Consider the following 24,390-nt stretch of genomic DNA (forward strand, 5'->3'; position numbering starts at 1 on the left):
CCCGCCATCGTACAGAGTGCGCTGACCTGGGGTGAGCGCGAAGTGTCTGCTGGGATCGGCGATTTCCACAACAGATGCGCCGCACTGTGCATCGTAAATATGGTCGCGAAGACCTTCGAACCGTCTGTCTTCACCACCTCGGTAGACTCACTGTTATGCCGCTTCTTCTCGACACACTCGTTGTGATGCCCGCTTTCAATGAGGAGGAAGCCGTCGCTGCGGTCATCAAGGAGGTGCTGTCAACTCTTCCAGGTGTGCGCTGCCTCGTCGTTAACGATGGATCGACCGACCGAACCGCGCAGGTTGCCCGGGAGGCAGGGGCAACTGTTCTCACTCTTCCCTTCAATCTCGGCGTCGGCGGTGCGATGCGTCTCGGCTTCCAATACGCGGTGGAGAACGGGTTCGAACGCGTTGTTCAGATAGACGCGGATGGACAGCACAACCCGAGCAACGTCCCAAACCTTCTCGCCCAGCTCGAAAACGCTGACATCGTCATCGGGGCACGGTTCGCCGGCACCGGCGACTACGATGTCACGGGGCCGCGAAAATGGGCGATGAAGATTCTCGCCACAATCATCAGTCGCATCGCGAGGACACGCCTGACGGATGTCACATCCGGTTTCAAGGCCGCTGGCCCTCGTGCTGTGCGCCTTTTCGCCGTCAATTACCCGGCCGAGTACCTCGGAGACACGATCGAATCCCTTGTCCTGGCATCACGCGGTGGGTGCACGGTCGTGCAAGTGCCCGTCGCGATGCGCCCTCGAGCCGGCGGCGTTCCGTCCCATAATCCCATGAAGTCCGCGGTTTACCTGGGACGAGCGGCGATGGCGCTTGTCATAGCGCTTTGGCGCACTCCAATTTCCGTGAGAGGTTAAGGCGCGCCAATGAATCCTGTCTCCTACGCATTCGCGATCGCCGCAGCCGCGATCGCCTTGCTCGCCATCATCGAGATGCTGCGGCGCCAAAGATTTCGCGAGCGGCACGCATTCTGGTGGCTGCTTGCAGCCATCCTGTCCCTCGTCGTCAGCATTTTTCCCAGCACCTTGGAGTGGGCATCTTCAGTCGTAGGTGTCGAAGTTCCCAGCAACCTCGCCTTCTTCATCAGCATCGTCATCCTGTTCTTCGTGACCGTCCAACATAGTTCAGAGCTCACAACGCTTGAGGAGAAAACCCGTGTCCTCGCGGAACACGTCGCCCTGGTGGAACAACGTCTCTCGGTCCTGACCGACAATGTTGAACGATCCTCGCAGCCGTCAGAATCGATAAAATGATTGGGGAAGTGTAGGGGGTGGGAATGCTCGATTTCGACGCCGGAAAAAGCCTGGAGGGGAGTAATCGATCTCCTGTCCCCTCCCGATTGCAATTGTTCGTCAATCACAGCGCCATGCGCTATCTGGTGATCGGCGGCGCTAGCTTCTTAATCGATTTCGGATTGCTGGCATTGTTCTTTCAGGCGTTCGCTTGGCCGCTCTGGCTGGCGACGGGTGCTGCATTCCTGATTAGCTTCGTCTTTAACTACTTACTGCAGCGCGCATTCTCGTTTAGTTCACAGGCAACGCACGCGACCGCCCTTAGCAAGTATCTTTTTCTGCTCGCTTTTAACACTGCGGCAACCATCGGCATCGTTTGGCTGATAGATATGACCGGCTGGGGCTGGGGCGCAGGAAAGGTCGTTGCAACAATCATTACGACTGGCTGGAACTATTTTGTCTACCGATATTGGGTTTTCGCTATCCCAAAAGCCTAGCTAGCGGCCCTCAACTACCCTTGTGCCATCCGGGGGCGCTGTAGGCCAGGTAGGTCAGTCGGGCGAGTTCCCGTCGGGATTTTGTGATTCCGTCCAGGATCATTCCGACGAATCCGATGAACGCTCCCACAATCACCAAAGTTGAGGCGAGAAGGGCTGTGGGAAGACGCGGCACGAGTCCTGTGTCGAAGAACTCGAGGAGCACAGGCGCACCGAGAACAGCGGCGCCGACAATCACGAGGCCTGCCAGCACACCGTGGAAGACGAGCGGACGTTCATGCCTGGTCAGGTTGACGATCAAGCCGAGGATCTTGAACCCGTCCCTGAAGGTATTCAATTTGCTTTCACTGCCCTCCGGGCGATCGCGAAAGCCAACTTTCACCTCGGTCTGGGGAACGCGGAGGCTCATCGAGTGAACCGTAAGTTCGGTCTCGATTTCGAACTCGTGCGACACGGCAGGAAACGACTTGACGAAACGGTGCGAGAATACACGGTAGCCACTGAGCATGTCGGTGACCCTGAGGCCGAAGATCGCGCTGACCAAGGCGTTGAAGGCCCGGTTGCCGGCGGAGTGACCTGGCCGGTAAGCCGATGTCGACGACTCTTCGCGCACTCCTAGGATCTGGTCATAGGGGCCATTAAGAAGTTGCTCAACCATGCCGGGTGCGGCCGTTACGTCGTAGGTATCGTCTCCGTCGATCAGCAGGTAAACGTCGGCTTCGATATCAGCAAAAGCCCGTCGCACGACGTTTCCCTTGCCCTTGATGTCCTCGTGGCGAACAATCGCACCGGCTTTCAGCGCCAGCTCCACTGTTCGGTCCGTGCTGACGTTGTCATAGACATAGACCTCGGCGTCAGGCAACGCCAGAAACAGGTCGGTGACCACCTTGGTGATTGCCGCTTCCTCGTTGTGGCACGGGACGATGACGGCAATTTTCACATCGGTGAACAAATTCATCCCTTGCACTCACGATCACTAGATACGTCGAGACCACCTTGGACCGACTTAGACTTACCCCCCGCTAAGGGTACAGAGTATCCGGTTACGGGATTTACCGAGACCGACCGAGAGCAGGGCATCCCCCACCTGGATATGCTGTTTTTCAGGCTTTGCTGGCATTCCACGAGTCTGAGCCATAGCAAGGAGCTTTCCAGTGACGTCTCGGCAGTTGATGGACCACGCCAAAAGAGGAAGCACCTTCCTGGTCATCGGCGGGGCCGCCTTTCTTATCGATGCGGGCGTCTTCAACGCTCTCGTCTACTGGGGAGAGCGGGGCCCGATGTTCGAGTGGCCTCTCACCGCGAAAATCATCGCCATCGTGGCCGCGTCCGTTGCGACCTACGTCGGAAACCATCTGTGGACCTTCCGAGACCGAAAGACGAAGACCTCAGCCAGAAACATACTCGCCTTCATCGCAATCAACGGTGTGGCGATTCTGGTACAGCTGGGTTGTCTGGCCTTCTCGCGGTATGTTCTCGGCCTGGCAGATCCGGTCTCCGACAACATCTCCGGGACCATCGTGGGCCAGATTCTTGCCACCGTCTTACGGTACTTCTCCTACAACGTTTGGGTGTTCCCGAAGAATCCGGATCTCAGCCCGGCGTGACCCGGTAGATGAAGTGCTGGGATGGCCCCTCAGTGAAGTCGTCGATAAGGACCGCGCATTCCTGATCGAGGGGCACGTCAGTCAATACGTAATCCACGTGCTTCTGACCGAACGAGCTGCAGGAATCGAAGGTGATCCGTATCTGGTCACGCACAGGAGTAGAAACCGAAGGTTCCCCGACCCCTGGCTCCCACCCGACATTGGCGAGGCGGTTCCAAACACCCTCGTACTTCCCCGAAGGATCGATCTCGTCCCACATCTCTTCCGGCGGATAAGTCTGGACCCCATTCATGGCTTCCACACCCGCCTGCACAAGCACGGCCGTCGGAACAACACTGCCGATGCCGACCCAGGTCCCAGGCTCCCTCAAATCTATCTCCTGCACCGCTGTTCCGACCGCTGTCTCATTCAGTCTGAAGACGCCAACGTAAAGCGGGTTGACTCCGAGTCCGATGATTGACGCTGCGAGCAGGAACGCCGCTGACCCCGCTAATAACCGCGCTCTCGTAAAGAGAACCACACAAATCATCAGCAGCAAGGTCGCGATCTTCCAGGATGGTGACAATGCGATGGTATCCGGGGCCGCAGTCCTCAGATAAGCCCAAGGCACGACCACACTCAGTATCACGGCACCGGAAGCCACCCAGCTGACGCTCCACGGCAGGATTCTGACGCGGGCACTTTGTAGGCGCTCTGAAGTAACGACAATGGCGACGATCCCCAGGATCGCCAGACCGAGACGCATACGTGATGCGCTGCTGCGATCCAGAAACATGACATGAGCGAGGCTGTCCCACCCAGGCAAGAACATGAAGGCGAGGATAACCATCGTGCAGGTCACAATCGACACTGCCAGCCAATCGACAACCCGGTTCTCGCTCCATTGTTGCGTGATCAACCAGACGAGAGGAATCACCATAAACAAGGCGATCATGAGCACTGACGAAGCTTCAGACTGGTTAGCGCCCAGACCGTTCACTCCCTGATTAAGGAGGGCTTGGTCGAATGGCCCGCCCATGAGCCCTATCAGCCCCTCAAAGCCGACGGTCCCCGTCTTCTCGAATCTTTGGCCTGGATAGACCGTTCCAAGGAGCGCTTGGATGGTCTCGATCCTTGTCACGATCCAAATGGACAAAACCGCCCCGGCACCGAGACCGGCGGCAATCAAAGGCAGCAGCCGCAACAGGACAGTCTGGAACGATACAGACTGGCTTCTGGCCTCAGAAAGACTGAATCCGATTAGGAAGAAAACGACAACCAGAGCGGCAGGCACAATAAACGGGGCGTAGATCGACATTGCCGTAGCGACGGCCACGTATGCTATCGCCGCTGCCCACCCGACGCGAACCCACAGGGCTGGGTGCCTGAGCATCCACACGGTTCCCGTCATGCCCAGGAACGCGAGCGCGACCGGCCAGATGGTCGTGGGTAGGAACCACCACTGGATGACCGGGGTCAGAAAGAGCGCCCCGCTGAGCAGCGCAGCCGACAGCGGGTGCTTGGGCAGCAGGCTGACCGCGAAGGAGTAACAGGCCCCGACCATCACGAATGCCGGAAGCCACCACCTGACCGCCATACCCTGGTCAAACGGAAGGGCAAGGAGTCCCAGCAGGTGCGGGCGGAAGATAGAGGACCAGTCCATGGTGGGCAGGTCGTTCTGAACGGTAGCGTCCATTCCCCCCGGAAGGGTCTGATTGAAGACGCCGAAGCCCTGCTGGTACTGAGACGCGACCCAACTGGACTGAACGAGCCACTCATCGCTTCGAATCGGTCGCGGCTCCCCCAAGAGCAAGGACGGATCCTGACCGGTGCCGAAATAGGACCAGTACACGCCCGTCGACGAACCGGAAACAGCAAAAGCGACCAGCAGGATGAAGGCGATAAGCAGAAGTGCGGGAAACCACAGCGAAACGAAGAGGCTGGGCAACCCGAACCGGGTCGGTTGAATGAGCCGGGACACCGCCGCCACTGCGGAGACCGTAAGGCGACGCCCTCGCGAGGGCACGACTCCGGACCGAGGTCTCATGTTCAGAGCTCTCACGGCACAATCACGTCGTAACAGGCGAGCAGGGTGTTCCCGCCCTGCCCCACATTGATTCCGAACGCACACACGCTGTGCTTTCCGGGTGCCAGATCAAAACGCTGGTCAATCCCATGGTTATCACCATAACCGGCAAAGATCCGACCAACATCCGGGCGGGCCTTATCCGCCTTGATCGACTGACCCCTGCCATCAATGTAGACGTGCACATCGAGAGGCGAAGCAGTCTCCGGATCAATGGTCCAGCCACGCAACTGCACCCCACCCGGGACCACCGCCACATCCGTGCCTCCGAACGGGCTGCCGGCAGGGACCGTCACGTCGTAGCAGCCGAGCAACGTGTTCCCGCCCTGGCCCACGTTGATGCCGAACGCACACACGCTGTGCTTTCCGGGTGCCAGATCAAAACGCTGATCAATGCCGTGATTATCGCCATAACCGGCAAAGATTCGACCGACATCCGGACGGGCCTTATCAGCCTTGATCGACTGACCTTTGCCGTCGATATAGACGTGCACATCGAGAGGCGCAGCAGTCTCCGGGTCGATGGTCCAGCCACGCAACTGCACCCCACCCGGGAGCACCGCCACATCCGTGCCGCCGAACGGGCTGCCGGCAGGGACCGTCACGTCATAGCAGCCGAGCAGCGTGTTCCCGCCCTGGCCCACATTGATCCCGAACGCACACACGCTGTGCTTCCCGGGTGTCAGATCAAAACGCTGGTCAATCCCGTGATTGTCACCGTAACCAGGATAGGTTCGACCGACATCCGGACGGGCCTTATCCGCCTTGATCGACTGACCTCTGCCGTCGATATAGACGTGCACATCGAGCGGGGCCGCAGTCTCCGGGTCGATGGTCCAGCCACGCAACTGCACTCCACCGGGGGCGACCGCCACCGCCGTGTCGCCGAACGGGCTGGCCTGGATGACCTGGACCGTCCGGCAGCCGAAGGAAGTATTCGAGCCGACGCCGACATTGATGGCATAGACGCAGATTTCGTGCGTGCCCGCATCAAGCGGAACCGTCCGTCCGATTCCGTGGTTGTCGCCGAAACCGGGGTACGCAGCTCCGACGTCAGGACGGGGTAAGTCGGCCGGGAACGAGGCCAGGCCGCGCCCATCGGAGTAGACGTCGATCCGAACGGCACCCGTCGTATCGCGGTCGATGGCCCAGCCGCCGAGAGTGACCGCTCCGAAGACGGGCGTGGCGTCAAAGCCGCCGAACGGGCTTCTGCTTTCCGTGGGCGAACCGAACCAATCACTGAAGAAGATCCAGAAGTTGCGATTGCCGTACGAGGAGCAGGCGTTTCCGGTGCCACCCAGGTTCGCCAGCGCGGCAGCGTTGGGCTGATACGGAGTGTAGTTGTAGAGGTTCGCGGTCGCCTGATTCCGAATTCTGACGTTCGAGCTGCCACAGGCAGCATTGGGGTGGAACCCCACAGGAATCGTGCCGATCCGGTACTGCCGGTCGGGGGCGATCGTGTACTGACGGAACTGCCATGCCGCTTTGTAGACCTGGTTGTAGAAGCCGTAGAAGGCAGCGTCACAATCGCTCGTGTCGGGGCATCCGTAGCCCATGGCTTTTCGGTACGTGCCGTCCGTCGGACTCTTGGAGGTGACAAGCCCCGTTTCTTTCTGCAGCAGGACCAGGAGCGTTTGGGGGTTGATGCCGCACGCCTGGGCAGTCTTGAAGATGATGCTGCTGGCCAGTTCGTTGGCAACACCGACATACGCCTTGCAGTGGCCGGGGGCGACCGCTGCCCGGCTGAAGGTCGAGATCCGGTAGTCCTTCAGACAGGTGTAGCCCGACGAGCACGAGGAGACTTTGCCGTTCAGGAACGTCTGGATCTGGGCTTCGGTCATCGAACCCGCGTCGAAAAACCTCTGGTCCGAGATGATGTATCCCGGGTCGAACTCCGACCCGGTCAACGCCTCCGCCCGCTGGGGCACCGCGACCAGGACTGCACCGACCAGCAGGAGGACGAGAGCAACCGCGCAGGCACGGAACGCAACATACAATTTCACGGTTTCCCCCTCATGGCCGACCACAGACGGAGAGACCGCTCACATCGTACGATGCGAACGGTCTCTCACCGGGCCGACACGACCCTGAAGCCGATTCTCAGCCGCGGAGCCTGGTTTCGCGCTTGCGGTCCAAACGGGCTCGGAACCGTTCGATGACTGCTGTCGCCCCACCCTGACGGAAGTAATAGGCCACTCGATCCGCGTCTCGTCGAAGCCCCGTGTGCGGGCTTCGGCGTGCCGTGTCTGTCGACTTGGGCTTCGGCACCGGCCCGGAGCCGCTGTGCACCGGTTCAATCACCTTGTCGGCCGCGTGAACCGGCTGGCGACAGAATTCCACGAGGGGAGCCATGGCGCGTTCCCAGACGAAATCCTGACGCACGCGCTGCACGTTCGCGCGCGCTCTGGCGATTGCGCTCGGGTCGTACAGGTACGTGAGCAGGGCGGCGACCAAGGCGCTCTGGTCGCGCTCCGGGACTGATGCCCCGAGGCCTTCCTTCTCCACGAGGTCTCCGAAAGAGTCACCCTCCGTGGTCACGATCGGGAGGCCGGACCACAGGTAATCGAGGATGCGGGTGCGGAAGGAGAAGGTCGTCTCGACGTGCTGGAAGTGAGTCGATACACCGATGTCTGCGTCGAGCAGATAGTTCTGTCGATCTTCGAACGCGACCCAGGCCTCGTTGAAGAACACGTTCTTGTTCGTCATCCCGAGTTCCTTCGAGAGCAGCCGCGCCTCCGCGACGGCCTCCATCTCGGGCACGTCCGGGTTAGGGTGCTTGACCCCCAGGAAGAAGAGTCGCACGTCCGGGTGTTCCACGGCGATCTCAGCCACAGCACGGATCAGCGTTCCCGGATCGAACCAGTTGTAGATTCCGCCACCCCAGACGATCACCTTGTCGTCGATGCCGATGCCGGGCGTCACGCCGCGGATCGCCGACCGGGACTTCACGGGGTCCGTGCTGGAGATACCGAAGGGCGCCACCGCGATCAGGGAATCAAGTTCGCTGTCCCGTGAGTAGGTCAGTGCGTTGATCCGGCCGAGACCGGCCAGCTGACCGAGCCAGAAGTGGCGCTGTCGTTCGCTGGCGCACAGGAAGAAGTCGCCGATGAGAAGCTGGTGGTTCAACGCATCTGTCGCGTCGTTCACTTGCTTGTTCCACAGTTCGAGGACCTTGCCGCGCCCCTGTTCCAGTTGCTCGAGGTGCAGCGGATCGTAGATGTCGACAACGAGAACCTTCGTCGAGCGTTCCAGAGCAGGGAAGAGCGCGAGCGCATGTCCCTGAACGATGATCACATCCGCCCACTTCTCGTGTTCGATAACGGAACTGGGGCGGTGGTGCGAGATGACTCCGACCTCGAAGGCATCGTCGAGGGAGTCGGCGCGGGTCATGCTGAGCAGGCGCACGTCATGTTCTTCGGACAGGAGCTTGGCGATGTGCCAGGCACGGATCGCCGGGCCGGCCATCTTCTCTCCGACGGAGTCCCCGGTGACGACCAGGATGCGTCGGCGGGCGACCGTGGAGAGCACGTTGAGGCTGCCGACAATTTTCTCGTAGCCGCGGAGGTAGGACTCGATCGGGTACGCTGGTTCGTCGACGTTGCCAAACAGATAGGTCAGTTCCCGGTCCGACCGGACGCGGGTGCTCTGCACACGCTCCCGGGTTGCACTCATCTGCGGTAGGAACTCGACGAGCTGGTCGATCGCGAAGATGCCGGCCATCGTGGACTTGGGCACGGTCATCAGCGGATCGCTATCGTCGCCGGGGACCCTCAGATCGAGCGAAGCCGAGTCGAGTTTGCCGCGGCCGATAGCCCGGCGCACGGCCAGCAGGAGAGCGCCGGGGAACACCCGTGCCAGGGATTCGTCGTCGAGGTTCTTGTACAGCGTGTACAGGGCGTTGCGCTCGAGCAGGTACTCCTCGCGGAAGTTGCCGAACTTGTTCATCGACGCGTGGTGCTTGTGGAAGGCCAGGGATTTGGGCTGAAACCGGAACCGGTAGCCGAGCAGGTTGAGCCGCCAGCCCAGGTCGACGTCATCGTAGAACATGAAGTAGTCGTCGTCGAACCCATCCAGCTCCTCGAAGACGTGAGCCCGGATGAACATCGCGGCGCCCGTGCCGAAGAGCACGTCCTTCTCCTCGTCCCAGGCTCCGCGGTCGGTTTCGCCGGCGTGAGGCTTGTAGCCCATGCCATACCAGGTGACGGCGGCGTCCAGGAAATCGACCTTGTCGCCGTCCCAGTCGAGGACTTTGCTGGCGACAGCGCCGATGTCCTCACCGGTCGCGAAGGTGTTGACGGCTTCCCTAATCCATTCAGCATCCGGTCGTGCGTCGTTGTTGAGGAAGGCGATGAATTCGCCCGTCGCATGCGAGACTCCGAGGTTGCATCCGCCCGTGAAACCGAGGTTGGCCTTGGAATCGATGACCGTCACACCTGGTCTCAACTTCGCCAGACGCTCGAGGCTGTCGTCACCCGAACCGTTCTCCACGACGATGATTTCGAGGAGCTCCGCCGGCCAGTTGAGTTCCTGAAGCCCGCGAACGCACTCGATGGTGTCGTCCGATCCTCGAAAGTTCACGAGGACAACGGAAACCAGACCTGATCGTCTCTTTTTCAAAAATTCACCTTTGCTCGGACAGTTCTTCGGCGTGGAAAGCCTACCAAGCGTTCTCCGGGGTTGGGTTTGGCGACGCCGTCGCGGGGTGCCACCTGGTCCGGCGACCAGACAGTGCAGTTATGATTTGGTGTGATCATGACTGCTTCGAAAGACTCGCCCGACGCGCGAACCGCCAGATTTCGGCGACTGGCCTCCGTCCCACTCGACACGATTGGATCGCGCTCCCGCCCGCTGGCCGGCGCCTGGACGTCCATTCGTGAGATCGGCGACCAGAAGGAAATGCTCGGGCTGCTCGTTCGCAGAGATCTCAAGGCGCGATACAAAGACAGTGCCCTGGGTTTTCTGTGGTCGTTGATCAGGCCCATCACCCAGCTCATCATCTATTACGTCGTCGTCGGCAAATTCCTCGGGGCCGCGCGCGGGATCCCCGACTTCGCCATTTATATATTCACCGGGTTGACCGCGTACACCCTCTTCAGCGAGATCGTCGCCTCGTCGACGGCGTCGATCATCGGCAACGCCGGCCTCATCAAGAAGATCTACCTGCCGCGGGAGATCTTCCCCTTGGCCAGCGTCGGTTCCGCCAGCTTCAATTTCCTGATTCAGCTCGCGATTCTGGTTGTGGCCGCCGTTGTCGTGGGCAGTCAACCGCTCAGCCTGGACCTGCTGTACTTCTTCCCGTCGGTCATGGTGCTCCTGGTGTACGCAACGGCCCTCGGGCTGCTCATGTCCGCTCTCAACGTCTACCTCCGGGATGTGCAGTACCTCATCGAGGTCGCGCTGATGGTGCTCATGTGGGCCTCCCCGATCGTCTACACATGGTCCATGGTTCGCGACATCCTCGGCAACGGGATCCTGCTCAACATCTACACGAGCAACCCGATCACACTGTCGGTGCTGGGCTTCCAGCAGGCCTTCTGGACGGCCGGAGAGGGAACGCCCTTCCCCGACAACCTGCTGCTGCGGCTCGCGGTGACGCTCGTCGTCGGCGTGGTCCTCTTATTCGTATCCCAGCGGGTGTTTTCCCGCCTCCAGGGCAACTTCGCCCAGGAACTCTAACGAGAAAAAGAATCGACGTCATTATGAATTCTCCCCTTCTCGAAACAAGCTCCGACGCGCCGACACCTGCACCGGTCGTCATCTCCGCGAAAGATGTGTCCAAGAGGTTCGTCGTTCGCAAGGACAATGCGCTCAAGGAGCGCCTCGTCACGATGGGCAAGCTCGGCCGCCAGCACCGCCAGGAGTTCTGGGCGCTGCGCGACATCGACATCACCATCGAAGCCGGGACGACAGTGGGTCTGATCGGTCACAACGGGTCCGGCAAGAGCACGCTACTCAAAGTCATCGGCGGAATCATCCAGCCGACCACCGGAACCGTGTCCCGACGCGGCAGGATGGCCGCGCTTCTCGAGCTCGGAGCGGGGTTCCACCCTGACCTCACTGGACGCGAGAACGTCTTCCTCAACGCCTCCATCCTCGGCCTGACCCGGAAGGAGACGGAAGATCGTTTCGACGACATCCTGAGCTTCTCCGGGATCGGCGACTTCATCGATACCCAGGTGAAGTTCTACTCGTCCGGCATGTACGTGCGGCTCGCCTTCTCGGTCGCCGTTCACACCGAACCGGATGTTCTGCTCGTCGACGAGGTCCTCGCGGTGGGCGACGAGGCGTTCCAGCGCAAATGCCTGGACAAGATCCGTTCCTTCCAGGAGGAAGGCCGCACGATCATCCTCGTTAGCCACTCCCTGGGCCAGGTGACCGAGCTGTGCGACCGTGCGATCCTACTCAATCGCGGTGAGATCGAATTCGACGGCAACGCCCACCAGGCCGTGACGGCCTTCCGCAACATCCTCGAAGAACGGCGGGTAGAAGAAGCGGCCGCCGCCTCTCCCGACGTCGTCGTTCACGAGGGTCATGTCCTGGGAGCGACCGTGCACGCGGTCGGCAAGGCAATCGGCGACCCCGTGCTGCCCGGCGACGACCTGCGGATCGTGATGACGTTCGACCACGATGACAAACTCAATGATTGGATCGGGGCCCTGCAGATTGACAACGCCTCCGGCCAGGTCGTGTACGGCACGAAGAACTCCCTGATGGACGTGCGGCTGCCCCCTCTGTCGGGTCCGGTCTCGCTCGAGTACATCATCCACAACGTGACCTTCGGGTCGGGCAAGTACTTCGTGAATGCGTCCCTGCTCGACAGCGCCCTCCGGCACGTGCACGACATGCCCCAGGCGTGCACCTTCAACGTTCCCTTCTACCCGCTCGCGACCGGCACGGTGCACGCCGAGCCGACGTTGCGGGTCCTGGATGCCGCCGCACACCAGGCTTCGGCTGTCTGATCTCCCGCAGGATGACCGATGTCACGCACATCCAGAGTCGACCGGACAGGAGTCAGAACATGACTGACTCCGTGGTGATTGTCACGGTCACGCACAATTCCAGCGCCGTCCTCCCCCGATTCCTGGCCACCGCCCGCGGCGCAACGCTCGCGGTGACGCCAATCGTCGTGGTCGACAACGCTTCCCAGGACGTCGACGAAGCCAAGGCGGTGTCAGAGGCCGGACAGGCCCTGTTCCTCGGCCTCGAATCGAACCGAGGCTACGGCGACGGAATCGCGCAGGGAATTGCGTCGCACGCAACATCGGCCGACTTCATCCTGATTTCCAACCCGGACGTCGAATTCGCCGCGGGTTCACTCGACATTCTTCTGGAAGCGGCGCGGAACAACCCCCAGGCCGGTTCGCTGGGCCCGCGGATTGTCGATCCGGCGGGCGCCACTTATCCCTCGGCCCGCCCGGTTCCCTCACTCAGCACCGGCATCGGGCACGCCCTGTTCTCCCGTATCTGGCCGGCGAATCCGTGGACGCGGTCATACCGCCCGATCCCCGTGGCGGCCAGTCCCGATATCGTGCCGGCGGGATGGCTGTCTGGCGCATGCCTCCTCGTGCGACGACGCGCCTACGACTCCGTGGGCGGTTTCGACACCTCCTACTTCATGTACTTCGAAGATGTCGATCTCGGTGACCGGCTGGGCAAGAACGGGTGGACGAACCTGTACGTGCCAGAGGCGGTCGTCGTGCACACGGGAGCACACTCCACCTCGCAGAGCCGCGACGCGATGGAGCGGAAGCACCACGAGAGCGCTTATCAGTTCCTGTCCCGCAAGTACTCTGCCTGGTACTTCTCACCGGTGCGCGGCATCCTGCGCCTGGGTCTCCACCTGCGCGGCCGGTGGCATCTTCCCGGCCGATAGTGTGGAGGGAACGTTTAGACGCCGTACAGACTGGAGATCCACCACCAATGAGGCTCGTAATGACCCTGATGGTCCGAGACGAAGCGGACATAATCGGGCCGATGTTGTCGCACCACCTCGACCAAGGCATCGACAAAATTATCGTCACCGATAACGGCTCCGTCGACGGAACCTTGGAGATCCTGCGCGGCTTCTCGGACCGTGGCCTGATCGACCTGCGCGAAGACCCGGTCCACCGCAAACAACAGCATTCCGTGGTCACGGCCATGGCTCGTGACGCCTTCCTGCTGTACGGGGCGGATTGGGTGCTGAATGCCGACGCGGACGAATTCTGGATGCCCGTGGACCGTTCCTCATCGCTCCGCGAGGCGCTCGAGCTCCACCCGAAAAGCCTGCAGAGCTTTGTCGTGCCCGTCGTGGACATGATCGGGCCTCCCGCTGCGATTGGATCCGGTCTGCAGCGGTTGGTCTACCGGGACCTCCGGACCAACGCCGCCCTGAACAAGATCGGCCTGCACGCCCATTCCACCCCGGACACGGTTCACATCGGCGTGCCTGACATCGAGATCGCCCAGGGGAATCATTTCGTCAGCCTCGAGGGGCGCGGCGTGGAACCCGCGAACGCTCTAATCGAGGTCCTGCACTTTCCCTGGCGTTCCTGGGACCAGTTCGAACGCAAGGTCCGCAGCGCCGGGCTTGGCTATGAGAACAACCCCGACCTAAATCCGAGCCCGAATCACCACGGGATGCAGGAGTACCGGCGCTACAAACTCGGCAGCCTCCAGTCGTTCTACGTTCTGCGGCACCCGACCCCGGAGGAATTCGCGGTGGGACTGGGCGACGGGACCTTCGTGCCAGAGGAGACCGTAGCCGGCAGTCGGGAATCCCCTGTCCCCGACGTCGCACTTGACCCCGATCTGCTGGCCGCGGCGCGGCGGATGGGACCGGTGATCGCCGGAACCGAAACGGAATTCAAGCGGTTGCTCGCCGCGGAGAAGGTAGAGTCGCGATTCTTCGCGACCTCCTACCATGAGACCGCGGTGCATGCCCGAACGCTGGAAGAGAAACTGGGCTCGCTGAAAGAGTCACGGCGGGCCCTGGAAGAGACGCTGGGCGTCACGCAAGAGCAACACCGAGCGCACGTCACCCGCCTCGAAAGCGAACTGGCAAAAATCCGACAGCGACGCGTCGTTCGGTGGGCCGAACGCGTCGGTGCGCTGCGTCACCGTCATCGACACCCGCGGTAGCATTTCCGCTCCCGACCACTGGATGGCGCTCTGTCGGCCCGGTCAGCCGGTCCGCGCGGTCGGCCCCGTCAGCCGGTCGGCGGGGTCACCGGGCGCGTTCCAGGACCGCCGCCCTGTCGGTTTGGAAGCGCACCTGGAACGGAGCCGCACCGGTGCCGTCGGCAACCCACCGGGCCAGGATCGACTGCTCCTCGGCACGGTCGATGTCGTCGAGGATGACCCAGGCGTCCGGTGTTAGCCGGTCCGTGAGGAGGGGCAGCGCGGGGTACCGTATTTCCGCGCCCAGGTGCGCGGGTGGGCCATCGACGAACAGCAGAGACACCGGTCCAATGTCGGCCAGCGCCTCGGAGGGGAACCACAACCGGGAGCGCGCCTCGAAAGGCTGCAGGACCAGGTCGTGCACCCGGATCTCCACCCACCCGTCGAGCCCGAGTTCTTCCAGTTTCAGCCGGGTTGAGTCGGCGTAGTTCTGGTCGTGTTCGAGGGAGATGAGGCGCCCCTCGCCGCGCTTCTTTAGCGCGAGCGCGATCCACGCCGTCGACGTGCCGCTGCCGCACTCCACCACCGTGTCGATGCGCGGCGCAGCCAGAATTCGCGAGACGAGGACCAGGAGCGTTTCCGGTGTTGCCGCCCAGCCGCCGGGGGCCGGCATACTCCCCGTGACCGGAAGGAGGGCGTGGAGCGACAGCAGGGCCGAGACATCTCTCTGGATGTCCCGCCGCAGCATGTCCAGCGGCTCACCAGGTGCGTACGACAGCCCGGTCGGCGGCACGACCTGCGTGGGTGCCGGCGCCTGCACTGGCGTGGGCAAGGATTCCCGCATCAGCTGAAGGGCGTTGTGGCCGGACTTCGCCAGGACGACCGAGACGCCGGTGGAGACCAGGAGCAGTGCGCCCAGCAGCCACGAGGCATCCTCCCAGACCAGCGCCGCCACGACGCTCAGAGCGAGAACGACACCAATGGCGCCCGCACACAGTAGAAGAGTTCGTCTGCCCAGCGCCGGCCATGTTGTCATACCTCTAGGAGTACCACACGACCGGCCTGCCGGACGTGCTTACTCGCCGAGCAGGCTCAGAAGGTAACGGCCGTAGCCGCTCTTGACCAGGGGCCCGGCGATCTTCGCCAGGTGCGCATCCGTGATCCAGCCGGCGCGCCAGGCGATTTCCTCGATGCAGCCGACCTTGAAGCCCTGGCGATCCTCAATCACGCGCACGTACTCGGACGCCTGCATCATCGACTCGAACGTCCCCGTGTCCAGCCACGCCGTTCCTCGGTCGAGGACCTGCACGTGCAGATTCCCTAGTTCGAGATAGCGCTCGTTGATGGTGCTGATTTCCAGCTCGCCACGGGCGCTGGGCTCGATGGTCTTGGCGATGGCCACAACGGAGTTGTCGTAGAAGTAGAGCCCGGGAACGGCGTAATTGCTCTTGGGCTTCTCCGGCTTCTCTTCGATCGACAGGGCGGTAAAGTCATCGTCGAACTCGACCACGCCATACGACGTCGGGTTGCTGACGTGGTAGGCGAAGATGCGCGCACCCTGCAGGGCGTGGTTACCGCGGAGGGCGGAACCGAGGCCGGCCCCATGGAAGATGTTGTCGCCGAGCACGAGTGCGACGCTCTCGTCTCCGATAAAGTCTTCGCCGATGATGAAGGCCTGGGCCAGACCGTCAGGGGAAGGCTGAACGGCGTACTCGATGCTGACGCCGAGATCTGAACCGTCTCCGAGCAGGGCGCGGAACTGATCGTTGTACTCCGGCGTCGTGATGATCAGGATTTCGTTGATCCCGGCCATCATCAGCGTCGACAGGGGATAGTAAATCATCGGCTTGTCGTAGATGGGCATCAGCTGCTTGGAGATGCCCTTCGTGATCGGCCAGAGCCGTGAACCCGAACCGCCGGCAAGGATGATTCCGCGCATTGTTACTTTCCTTCGTTCAGGGAGGTGTATAAGGCCCGGGCGTCAGCCCAGGTGGGCAGCAGGCCACCGGCAGCGGCTTCGGTCAGGCTCGGGGCATCCGTGTCCTTCGGGGACAGGAGCAGCTCGCCGGCCTCGGGCGGGAAGACCAGGCCGATGTCCGAGTCGAGCGGGTTGATGCCGTGCTCGCGTCCCGGATTGAAGGGCGCGGTGACAAGGTAGCTGACCGTGGCGTTGTCGGTGAGTGCCACGAAGCAGTGACCGAGACCCTCGGCAATGTAAATTGCGCGCCGGTCGGTGTCGTCGAGCAGAACGCTGTCCCACTGCCCGAAGGTCGGGGACCCCACGCGGATGTCGATGACGAAGTCGAGCACTGCGCCATGGGTCGCCGTGACGTACTTCGCCTGGCTCGGCGGGATGTCGGCGAAATGGATGCCGCGCACGGAACCGCGCTTGGACACCGACGTGTTGGCCTGGGCGATGTCGAGGCGGTGCCCGATCGTCTCCTCGAGACGGTCGAAGCGGTACCACTCGAGGAAAACTCCCCGGTCGTCTCCGAACTGCTTCGGAGTGATTTCATAGGAATCGGGGATGGAGAGTTCGCGAATCTTCACCGCGTAAGCCTACCAAGCGCGTTCCGATAGAATCGCAACGGCACTTTCATCAAACGGAACGGTTACCTCCATATGAAGATCCTCGTCACCGGCGGAGCCGGTTTCATCGGCTCGAACTTTGTTCGGCGCACCCTCGAAGACGCCTACCCGGGCCTCGAAGGAGCCGAGGTCGTTGTGCTCGACGCCCTCACCTACTCGGGCAACCTCGAGAACCTGGCCCCCGTCGCCGGGTCGCCGCGTTACTCGTTCGTGCACGGCGACATCCGTGACGCCGCACTGCTCGACGAGCTCTTCCCTTCTCTCGACGCCGTGGTGCACTTCGCCGCCGAGTCCCACGTGGACCGCTCGGTGCGCGACGCGTCGATCTTCGTCGAGACGAATGTGCTCGGCACGCAGCAGCTGCTCGACGCGGCGCTTCGCCACGACCTGGCCCGGTTCGTGCACGTCTCCACCGACGAGGTCTACGGCTCCATCGCCGAGGGATCGTGGAACGAGGAGCGCGCGCTGGAGCCGAACTCCCCCTACTCCGCGTCGAAGGCCGGCAGCGACCTGCTCGCGCGCAGCTACCACCGCACGCACGGTCTGAATATCTCGATCACGCGCTGCTCGAACAACTACGGGCCGTACCACTTCCCGGAGAAGCTCATCCCGCTGTTCGTCACCAACCTGATCGACGGCTTGCACGTTCCCCTCTATGGCGAGGGAAACAACATCCGTGACTGGCTGCACGTGGACGACCACACCCGCGCCATCGCGATGGTGCTCGTCGGCGGCCGCGCCGGTGAGATCTACAACATCGGCGGCGGCACCGAGCTGACCAACAAGGAGCTCACGCAGATGCTGCTCGACTCCACCGGCAAGGACTGGTCCTACGTCGACCGCGTCGCCGACCGCCTCGGCCACGACCTGCGCTACTCCGTGGATATCTCGAAGATCCAGGCCGAACTCGGCTACGCGCCCCTCGTTCCGTTCGAACAGGGACTCGCGGACGTCGTGCAGTGGTATCGCGACAACCGCACCTGGTGGGAGCCGCTCAAGGCCCGTGCGGCATTGAGCTGATGACCCGCTATCTGATCACCGGCGCGGCCGGGATGCTCGGACGCGACCTGCAGGCCGCGCTCGCCGGCCGCGACGTCACAGCGTTCGACCGCACCGAGCTGGACATTACCGACCGGGCCGCGGTTCTGGCTCAGGTCGTCGGCTACGACGTCATCATCAACGCCGCCGCATACACGCAGGTGGACGACGCCGAGACGAATGAGGATGCCGCGTACGCGATCAACGCGACCGGCCCCCACAACCTGGCGCTGGCCGCATCCGCCACCGGGGCGAAGCTCGTGCAGATCTCCACCGACTACGTGTTCGACGGCAGCGCCACCGCACCCTACGCGGAGGACACCGAGATCGACCCGATCTCCGCCTACGGCCGCACCAAGGCCGCCGGCGAGGCGTTCGTAATGCAGGAACACCCGGCGGGCAGCTACATCGTGCGCACGGCCTGGCTCTACGGCCAACACGGCCCGAACTTCCCCAAGACCATGCTGAAGCTGGCTGCAGCCCGCGACACCCTCAGCGTCGTCGACGACCAGGTCGGTCAGCCAACCTGGACCGCCGACCTGGCCGCGCAGATCGTCACCCTGCTCGATTCCGACGCGCCCGCCGGCATCTACCACGGGACCAGCTCCGGCGTGACGAGCTGGTTCGGCTTCGCCCAGGCCGTCTTCGCCACGGCCGGCCTTGACCCTGAACGGGTCACTCCGACCGACAGTTCGCAGTTCGTGCGCCCGGCCCCCCGGCCCTCGTATTCGGTGCTCGGCCACGATGCCTGGGCTACCGCCGGGCTGTCCCCCATTCGCGACTGGCGCGAGGCTCTGGCCGCGGCGGCCGAGCAGGGGATCTTCGCGGACCAATGACCACACTGAGAGTCGTCCTGGACCAGATGATTGCACCGGTCCCGGGTGGCATCGGGCGTTACACCGAAGAACTGACCCGGGCCCTGATCGCGGCGGCGCCGGCCGGTTGCGACGTCGAAGGAATCGTGTCGTCGTCGTCGGCCGAGCACTACGCCAGGGTCGAAACGTCCCTGCCGGGTCTGGCCAGTCTGCACAAGACCACGTTGCCGCGGCGCGAGCTCACGGCGGCCTGGCAACTGGGCATCGCCAACAGTTCCGGGTCGGGCATGATCCATGCCCCCTCCCTGCTGGCGCCCCTGCGCAAGCACAGCATCGTCAACGACGGCACCCAGGTGACCGTCACCATTCACGACGTGCTGGCCTGGACGCATCCGGAGGCGCTCACTCCGGCGACCGTCGCCTGGACGAAGGTCATGGTCAAACGCGCCCGCAAACACGCGGATGCGATCGTGGTCCCCAGCCACGCCGTGGCCCACCAGCTCGCGAACATCGTCGACCTCGGCGACCGCGTGCGGGTGATCGGCGGCGGAATCGGCAGCGGCCTCCGCCTTCCGTCGAACTCCTCCGCGACGGAGATCATCGCGGAACGCCTGGCGTTGCCGAACGAGTACATCGTCACCGTCGGCACGCTCGAGCCCCGGAAGGCCATCACGGCGCTGATCACCGCCCTGGGCCTGCCGGGAGCGCCGGATCTCCCGCTGATCGTTCTGGGACCGGCCGCCTGGGGTGAGCTCGACGTGGCATCCGTCGCCGACGAGGCCGGCCTCCCGTGGGGCCGGGTGCGCGCCCTGAACGGGCTGACCGACGAAGAGTTGGCCGTGGTCATCTCCCGGGCGGCCGTGTTCGTCTACCCCAGCCGGGAAGAAGGCTTCGCCGGGCCGATGATCCAAGCGTTTTACCTGGGCACCCCGGTCGTGCATTCGGACGCCCCGGCCCTGGTCGAGGCCGCCGGCGACGCGGGGCTGGTCGTCGAGCGTGAGGATGCATCCGGGTACCCCGAGCGACTGGCTGCGGCCGTCACCCAGGTGCTGAGCGACACCACTCTCGCAAACCGGCTGCGCATCTTCGGTAGCGATCGAGCCCAGGCCTTCACCTGGCGCGATTCCGCCGAGCGCATCTGGCTGCTGCACGCGGACCTGTAACAGCACCACCGAGTCCGGGGCCGTTCGACCGAACCCGAACCCAACCGACCCTACGGAGCCGGTTCCGCCGTGGGCGGCGGAATCAGGGCGGCTTCGATCAGGCTGCGGATGACGTCGTAATCGGGATCCTCCGGGTCGACGTCGTTTTCCGGCACCAACTCGACGGACTGGATCGGCAGCGCCTTCGTCTTCGACGCCAGGTGCGTGAAATAGCCGAGCATGCCCTGAGGGATGTCGGTCTTCACGACCTGGCTGCCGGCCGATGCAACCGCCTGGAACTTCGTCAGTACGTTGGCGGGGCTCGCCTGCTGCAGGATCGCCTCCTGCACCTGCCGCTGCCGCACCATCCGGTCGTAGTCGCTCGTGTCATGGCGTGAGCGTGCGTACCAGAGGGCGTGGTACCCGTCCATGTGCTGCCTGCCGGGCTCGAACCAGAAGGCAACCTCGGTGAAGGTCTCGTCGGTATGCACGGGGACACGGTGGTCGACGTTGATGTCGACTCCGCCGAGCGCGTCGACGAGGTCGGAGAATCCCTGCATGTCGATCAATACGTAGTACTGGATCGTCAGCCCGGTCACGCCCTGGGCCGCGTCGCGCATGCCTTCGATGCCCGGTTCGCTGCCGCTGCCGACAGCATCCGGGTACATCTCCGGGCTCTTCACCTCCACCTCGGTGTAGATCGAGTTCAGCATGCACGCGGAGACCTCACAGCCGTCGATCGATCCGTACCCTTCCGGGTACAGGTCGGCGAGTGGCCCCGCAGAGAACGGCACGTCCTCCAGGTTGCGCGGCAAGCCGATCATGCTGGCCTGGCCGGTCTCCGCATCGATGCTGACCACGGAGATGCTGTCGGGGCGTAGACCCTCACGGTCGGGGCCGGCGTCGCCGCCGAGCAGCAGGATGTTGTAGCGGCCGTCGGAGGGCGGCTCCGTCGGGCCTGCCACGAAGACCGAGGAGAGGAACCCGCTGGCCGTCGTGGCCACGTACGCGCCGTACCCGGCCGTGCCGACCACGCCCACCATCAGCACCGTCGCGAGCCCGGCGATGATCGGGCGGGCCTTGGGGGTGGCGCGCACGAGGCGCACGAGGCGCAGCGTGTCCAGGGACAGGATCAGCCAGACCACACCGGAGAAGGCCAGCAGCAGGGCGGCCGCCCACAGGCCGATCGAGTTGGTGAACACGGTCAGAGCGACGGCAGGCCAGAGAGTGTAGACGACCCCCACGACCACCGCGAGGGCGAGCAGCGTGAGCGTCATGCCGAGGCCGAACCGGCCGAGCCGACGGTTGCCGGCCAGCACCTGCGCGGAGCCGGGCAGCACGAAGTTGAGCACGACGAGCCACCAGGCCCGTTTGGTCATGATCGGGGCGGACCCGAGATCCGGATGCCGGATCGGCGTGCGTGCACTGATCATAGTTTTGCTTGGAGGTCCAGGTTCTTCTGCTCGACTTGTGCGGCGAGCATCTCCCGATAGCCGAGCAGCTTGACCCGCAGGGAGTCGTCGGCGATGGCGAGGACCTTGACGGCGATCAGGCCGGCGTTGCGTGCTCCGCCGATGGAGACGGTGGCCACGGGCACCCCGGCCGGCATCTGCACGATCGACAGGAGCGAGTCCAGGCCGTCGAGCCGACCCAGCGGAACGGGCACGCCCACCACCGGCAGGGTGGTCACGGCCGCGAGCATGCCGGGCAGGTGGGCGGCGCCGCCGGCGCCGGCGATGATCACCCGGATGCCGCGCGCATGGGCGCTCTGGCCATAGGCGATCATCTTCTCCGGGGTGCGGTGCGCGGAAACGACCTGCACCTCGAAGGGAACGTCGAAGTCGCGCAGGAGTTGCGCCGCGTCGCTCATCACCGGCCAGTCGGAATCGGAGCCCATCACGACGCCGACCAGCGGCACCAGGGCGGTTTCGCGCGGGGCGGTCTCGAGCTCAGGGTTGTCTGTCACGCAGTCGATCCTATTTGGTCAGTCCTGAAAAACTGCCGCTGCGGCCCGCGCCTGGTACGCGACGAGGTCCAAATCGTCCCCACCGACGGTCACGTGGCCGACCTTGCGCCCCGGCCGGGGGTCCTTGCCGTAGGTGTGCACCTTGGCGGCCGGGTAGGCCTCGAACGCGGTCGGGTAGCGCGCGGACAGGGGCTCCGACGCCGGCCCGCCGAGGATGTTGACCATGACCGTCCACGGGTCCCTGACGTCGGTCGCCCCGAGGGGAAGGTCGAGCACGGCGCGCAGGTGCTGCTCGAACTGGCTCGTCGTCGACCCCTCGATCGACCAGTGGCCGCTGTTGTGTGGGCGCATCGCCAACTCGTTGACCAGGATGCGCTCATCCGTCGTCTCGAACAGTTCGACGGCCAGCATGCCGGTGGCGCCGATGCCCTCGGCGATGCGCACGGCGATGTCGGCGGCGGCCCGGGCCAGCCTGCCCTCGGACTGGGGTGCGGGCGCGATGACCTCGGCGCAGACGCCGCCCTGCTGCACGGTCTCCACCACGGGCCAGAGCGCGATCTGGCCGGACGGGCGTCGCGCGACCAACTGGGCGAGCTCGCGACGGAACTCGACCAGCTCCTCCACCAGGAGGGCGCCGTCGTTGCCGTCTTCGGCGAGCGCGGCGAACCAGTCGTCGGCCTCGTGCTCGTGGGTGACCAGCCGAACGCCCTTGCCGTCGTAGCCGCCGCGGGCCGTCTTGACGACCCCGCGACTGTTGTGCGCGGCCAGGAACGCGCCCAACTCAGCGGCGTTCTCGACCCGCGCCCAGTCGGGCACGGGCAGACCCAGCTCGCTCAGGCGCTGACGCATCAACAGCTTGTCCTGGGCGAAGAGCAGCGCGTCGGGGCCCGGGTGCACGGCCACGCCCCTGGCCACGAGCTCGCGCAGGATCCCCTGCGGCACGTGCTCGTGGTCGAACGTGACGACGTCGACGGTGTCGGCGAAGGCCAGCACCACGTCTCGGTCGCGGTAGTCGCCCACCTGCACCGCGGCCAGGTCGGCCGACATACCCTCGTTCTCGGCCAGCACCCGGATCCGGATGCCCAGGTTGACGGCCGCCGGAATCATCATCCTGGCCAACTGGCCGCCGCCGATAACGCCCACAGTCGTGTTCATCGCTCCACCAATTCCTTGGTACCGGTCATTGCCGGTACGGGTTCTCTCAGGCTGCAGGCTGGACCTCGCCGTAGACTCGGGTTCTCGACCTCTATCTTTGCCCATCATCCGGAGGGATGCATGCCGAGTACACAGCGCCGGTCAGCACGGCTTCTGGCCTTCGCCCACCAACTCGGCAAGTTCGGGGCTGTCGGCCTCGTCGGTTTCGTCGTGGACTTCACGGTCTTCAACCTGCTGCGCACCACGGTCTTCGACCCCGCCGTGGTGGAGTCCGGACCGATCTACGCCAAGGTCGTGTCGACCACGCTGGCCATCATTGTGAACTGGATCGGCAACCGCTTCTGGACCTTCGGGGCCAACCGCCAGTCGCGCACGTTGCGCGAGGCGGCCGAGTTCTTCGCGGTCAGTCTCGTCGGCATGGCCATCGGCCTCGCCTGCCTCTGGGTCAGCCGCTACGGGCTCGGCTACACCAGCCTGCTCGCCGACAACATCTCGTCGAACGTGATCGGGCTGGGGCTGGGCTCGGCCTTCCGTTTCGTGCTCTACCGGCACTGGGTGTTCTCCCCGCGGCGCGCGGCGACGGCCGACTCGGAGCGGGCGCTGGCTGCCTAGCGGGAGCCCCAGCGCGCGGTCTCGTCGGCGAGTGCTGACTGTTCCTGGCGGCGCAAGCCCATCAAGGTATGCGAGGACTCCATCAGGTCGTGCAACACCTGTTGCACCAGGGTGGCGTTGGGCACGTCTTTCAAGACGAGCGGATGCTCCAGCCCGGCGTTGATCAGAACGTCACCCGAGTGGGCCAGCGACTGCAGCCAGTTCTGGCGCACCGTCACGTCGTAGCCGCGGCTGTGCAGCAATTCCTGGCGGGTGCGCACGAAGAATCCGTGCCGGAAGATGATGCGCCGGGTGGTGATCGTGTAGCGGTTGTTCAGCCACGACATCAGCGGCAGTAGCCAGAGCAGCAGCACGAGGGCGGCCGCGGCAGCCAGCAGCGCGATATTCTGCCACGGCTCCGGCAGGGAACCGTAGAAGTACCCGGTGGCCGCGGAAATGGCCAGCAGCGCCAGGGTGGGCCAGAACAGGATTCGGGCGTGCGGCCGGAGCCCGGCCACGACCGACTCGGCCGGGGGAAGCACCTCGGCCGCCCCGAAGCCCGCTGTCTTTGTCATA

The 24,390-nt window shown here is 63.7% G+C and carries 23 protein-coding genes; 12 read left to right on the top strand and 11 right to left on the bottom strand.

What is annotated here, in order from left to right:
* The first annotated feature begins 155 nt into the window (after positions 1–155).
* The 3 genes from E3T34_RS07750 to E3T34_RS07760 are packed head-to-tail and all read left to right on the top strand — an operon-like array spanning position 156 to position 1,747.
* Positions 156–875 carry a glycosyltransferase family 2 protein gene (locus E3T34_RS07750; RefSeq protein ID WP_134342691.1) on the top strand — a complete coding sequence of 240 codons (720 nt, stop codon included), beginning with the start codon at positions 156–158 and terminating at the stop codon, positions 873–875.
* Between the two features lie 9 nt (positions 876–884).
* Positions 885–1,271 carry a DUF2304 domain-containing protein gene (locus tag E3T34_RS07755; RefSeq protein WP_134342651.1) on the top strand — a complete coding sequence of 129 codons (387 nt, stop codon included), beginning with the start codon at positions 885–887 and terminating at the stop codon, positions 1,269–1,271.
* A 23-nt stretch (positions 1,272–1,294) separates the two neighbouring features.
* A complete protein-coding gene (locus tag E3T34_RS07760; protein WP_104100313.1) occupies positions 1,295–1,747 on the top strand; it encodes a GtrA family protein in 453 nt (150 codons plus the stop codon).
* Positions 1,748–1,757: 10 nt separating this feature from the next.
* Here the strand turns inward: E3T34_RS07760 and E3T34_RS07765 are convergent, their stop codons facing one another.
* Positions 1,758–2,705, bottom strand: a complete 948-nt coding sequence (locus tag E3T34_RS07765) for a glycosyltransferase family 2 protein (RefSeq protein WP_134342652.1) — start codon at positions 2,703–2,705, stop codon at positions 1,758–1,760.
* A gap of 196 nt (positions 2,706–2,901) precedes the next feature.
* Here E3T34_RS07765 and E3T34_RS07770 point away from each other — a divergent pair, with 196 nt between their 5' ends.
* Positions 2,902–3,354 carry a GtrA family protein gene (locus E3T34_RS07770; protein WP_241977363.1) on the top strand — a complete coding sequence of 151 codons (453 nt, stop codon included), beginning with the start codon at positions 2,902–2,904 and terminating at the stop codon, positions 3,352–3,354.
* Here the strand turns inward: E3T34_RS07770 and E3T34_RS07775 are convergent.
* The 3 genes from E3T34_RS07775 to E3T34_RS07785 all read right to left on the bottom strand — a co-directional run bounded on the left by E3T34_RS07775 (position 3,341) and on the right by E3T34_RS07785 (position 10,036).
* Positions 3,341–5,314, bottom strand: coding sequence for a hypothetical protein (locus tag E3T34_RS07775; protein ID WP_134342653.1), 1,974 nt, complete (start codon positions 5,312–5,314; stop codon positions 3,341–3,343). The two genes, E3T34_RS07770 and E3T34_RS07775, sit on opposite strands and share 14 nt — an antisense overlap.
* Positions 5,315–5,391: 77 nt before the next feature.
* Positions 5,392–7,446, bottom strand: a complete 2,055-nt coding sequence (locus E3T34_RS07780; protein WP_134342654.1) for a hypothetical protein — start codon at positions 7,444–7,446, stop codon at positions 5,392–5,394.
* Between the two features lie 73 nt (positions 7,447–7,519).
* Positions 7,520–10,036: a glycosyltransferase gene (locus E3T34_RS07785; protein ID WP_104100318.1), complete on the bottom strand. Its 2,517-nt coding sequence runs from the start codon at positions 10,034–10,036 to the stop codon at positions 7,520–7,522.
* A gap of 135 nt (positions 10,037–10,171) precedes the next feature.
* Here E3T34_RS07785 and E3T34_RS07790 point away from each other — a divergent pair, with 135 nt between their 5' ends.
* The 4 genes from E3T34_RS07790 to E3T34_RS07805 are packed head-to-tail and all read left to right on the top strand — an operon-like array spanning position 10,172 to position 14,539.
* Positions 10,172–11,095, top strand: a complete 924-nt coding sequence (locus E3T34_RS07790; RefSeq protein ID WP_104100369.1) for an ABC transporter permease — start codon at positions 10,172–10,174, stop codon at positions 11,093–11,095.
* Between the two features lie 23 nt (positions 11,096–11,118).
* Positions 11,119–12,378: an ABC transporter ATP-binding protein gene (locus tag E3T34_RS07795; protein WP_104100319.1), complete on the top strand. Its 1,260-nt coding sequence runs from the start codon at positions 11,119–11,121 to the stop codon at positions 12,376–12,378.
* Positions 12,379–12,437: 59 nt separating this feature from the next.
* Positions 12,438–13,292, top strand: coding sequence for a glycosyltransferase family 2 protein (locus E3T34_RS07800; protein WP_104100320.1), 855 nt, complete (start codon positions 12,438–12,440; stop codon positions 13,290–13,292).
* Positions 13,293–13,351: 59 nt separating this feature from the next.
* On the top strand, positions 13,352–14,539 hold the full coding sequence (locus E3T34_RS07805) for a glycosyltransferase family 2 protein (RefSeq protein WP_104100321.1): 1,188 nt from the start codon (positions 13,352–13,354) through the stop codon (positions 14,537–14,539).
* Between the two features lie 85 nt (positions 14,540–14,624).
* Here the strand turns inward: E3T34_RS07805 and E3T34_RS07810 are convergent, their stop codons facing one another.
* From E3T34_RS07810 to E3T34_RS07820, 3 genes are read right to left on the bottom strand one after another with little or no spacing between them, the layout of a single operon-like run.
* A complete protein-coding gene (locus E3T34_RS07810) occupies positions 14,625–15,554 on the bottom strand; it encodes a class I SAM-dependent methyltransferase (protein WP_104100322.1) in 930 nt (309 codons plus the stop codon).
* Between the two features lie 39 nt (positions 15,555–15,593).
* The gene (rfbA, locus tag E3T34_RS07815; protein ID WP_134342655.1) at positions 15,594–16,457 is read right to left on the bottom strand and encodes a glucose-1-phosphate thymidylyltransferase RfbA; all 864 of its coding nucleotides are present in this window, start codon (positions 16,455–16,457) and stop codon (positions 15,594–15,596) included.
* Between the two features lie 2 nt (positions 16,458–16,459).
* On the bottom strand, positions 16,460–17,068 hold the full coding sequence (locus tag E3T34_RS07820; protein ID WP_134342656.1) for a dTDP-4-dehydrorhamnose 3,5-epimerase family protein: 609 nt from the start codon (positions 17,066–17,068) through the stop codon (positions 16,460–16,462).
* A gap of 72 nt (positions 17,069–17,140) precedes the next feature.
* On the opposite strand from E3T34_RS07820, the gene rfbB reads away from it, so the two are divergent.
* The 3 genes from rfbB to E3T34_RS07835 are packed head-to-tail and all read left to right on the top strand — an operon-like array spanning position 17,141 to position 20,123.
* A complete protein-coding gene (gene rfbB, locus E3T34_RS07825) occupies positions 17,141–18,127 on the top strand; it encodes a dTDP-glucose 4,6-dehydratase (RefSeq protein WP_134342657.1) in 987 nt (328 codons plus the stop codon).
* Positions 18,127–18,981, top strand: a complete 855-nt coding sequence (gene rfbD / locus E3T34_RS07830; protein WP_134342658.1) for a dTDP-4-dehydrorhamnose reductase — start codon at positions 18,127–18,129, stop codon at positions 18,979–18,981. The genes rfbB and rfbD overlap by 1 nt, the downstream gene beginning before the upstream one ends.
* A complete protein-coding gene (locus E3T34_RS07835; protein WP_134342659.1) occupies positions 18,978–20,123 on the top strand; it encodes a glycosyltransferase family 1 protein in 1,146 nt (381 codons plus the stop codon). Before rfbD ends, E3T34_RS07835 begins: the two co-directional genes overlap by 4 nt.
* Before the next feature lie 50 nt (positions 20,124–20,173).
* Here the strand turns inward: E3T34_RS07835 and E3T34_RS07840 are convergent, their stop codons facing one another.
* The 3 genes from E3T34_RS07840 to E3T34_RS07850 form a co-directional block, all read right to left on the bottom strand.
* Complete coding sequence (locus E3T34_RS07840; protein ID WP_134342693.1) at positions 20,174–21,532, bottom strand: LCP family protein; 1,359 nt, start codon at positions 21,530–21,532, stop codon at positions 20,174–20,176.
* On the bottom strand, positions 21,532–21,999 hold the full coding sequence (gene purE, locus E3T34_RS07845) for a 5-(carboxyamino)imidazole ribonucleotide mutase (RefSeq protein WP_104100370.1): 468 nt from the start codon (positions 21,997–21,999) through the stop codon (positions 21,532–21,534). The genes E3T34_RS07840 and purE overlap by 1 nt, the downstream gene beginning before the upstream one ends.
* An 87-nt stretch (positions 22,000–22,086) precedes the next feature.
* Positions 22,087–23,223: a 5-(carboxyamino)imidazole ribonucleotide synthase gene (locus tag E3T34_RS07850; RefSeq protein ID WP_104100328.1), complete on the bottom strand. Its 1,137-nt coding sequence runs from the start codon at positions 23,221–23,223 to the stop codon at positions 22,087–22,089.
* 120 nt (positions 23,224–23,343) lie between these two features.
* Between E3T34_RS07850 and E3T34_RS07855 the strand changes: the two genes are divergently transcribed.
* Complete coding sequence (locus E3T34_RS07855; protein ID WP_134342660.1) at positions 23,344–23,835, top strand: GtrA family protein; 492 nt, start codon at positions 23,344–23,346, stop codon at positions 23,833–23,835.
* Here the strand turns inward: E3T34_RS07855 and E3T34_RS07860 are convergent.
* Complete coding sequence (locus E3T34_RS07860) at positions 23,832–24,389, bottom strand: PH domain-containing protein (protein ID WP_241977364.1); 558 nt, start codon at positions 24,387–24,389, stop codon at positions 23,832–23,834. The two genes, E3T34_RS07855 and E3T34_RS07860, sit on opposite strands and share 4 nt — an antisense overlap.
* Position 24,390: the final 1 nt, after the last annotated feature.

The organism is Cryobacterium sp. TMT1-62 (assembly GCF_004403145.1).
GTDB lineage: Bacteria > Actinomycetota > Actinomycetes > Actinomycetales > Microbacteriaceae > Cryobacterium > Cryobacterium sandaracinum.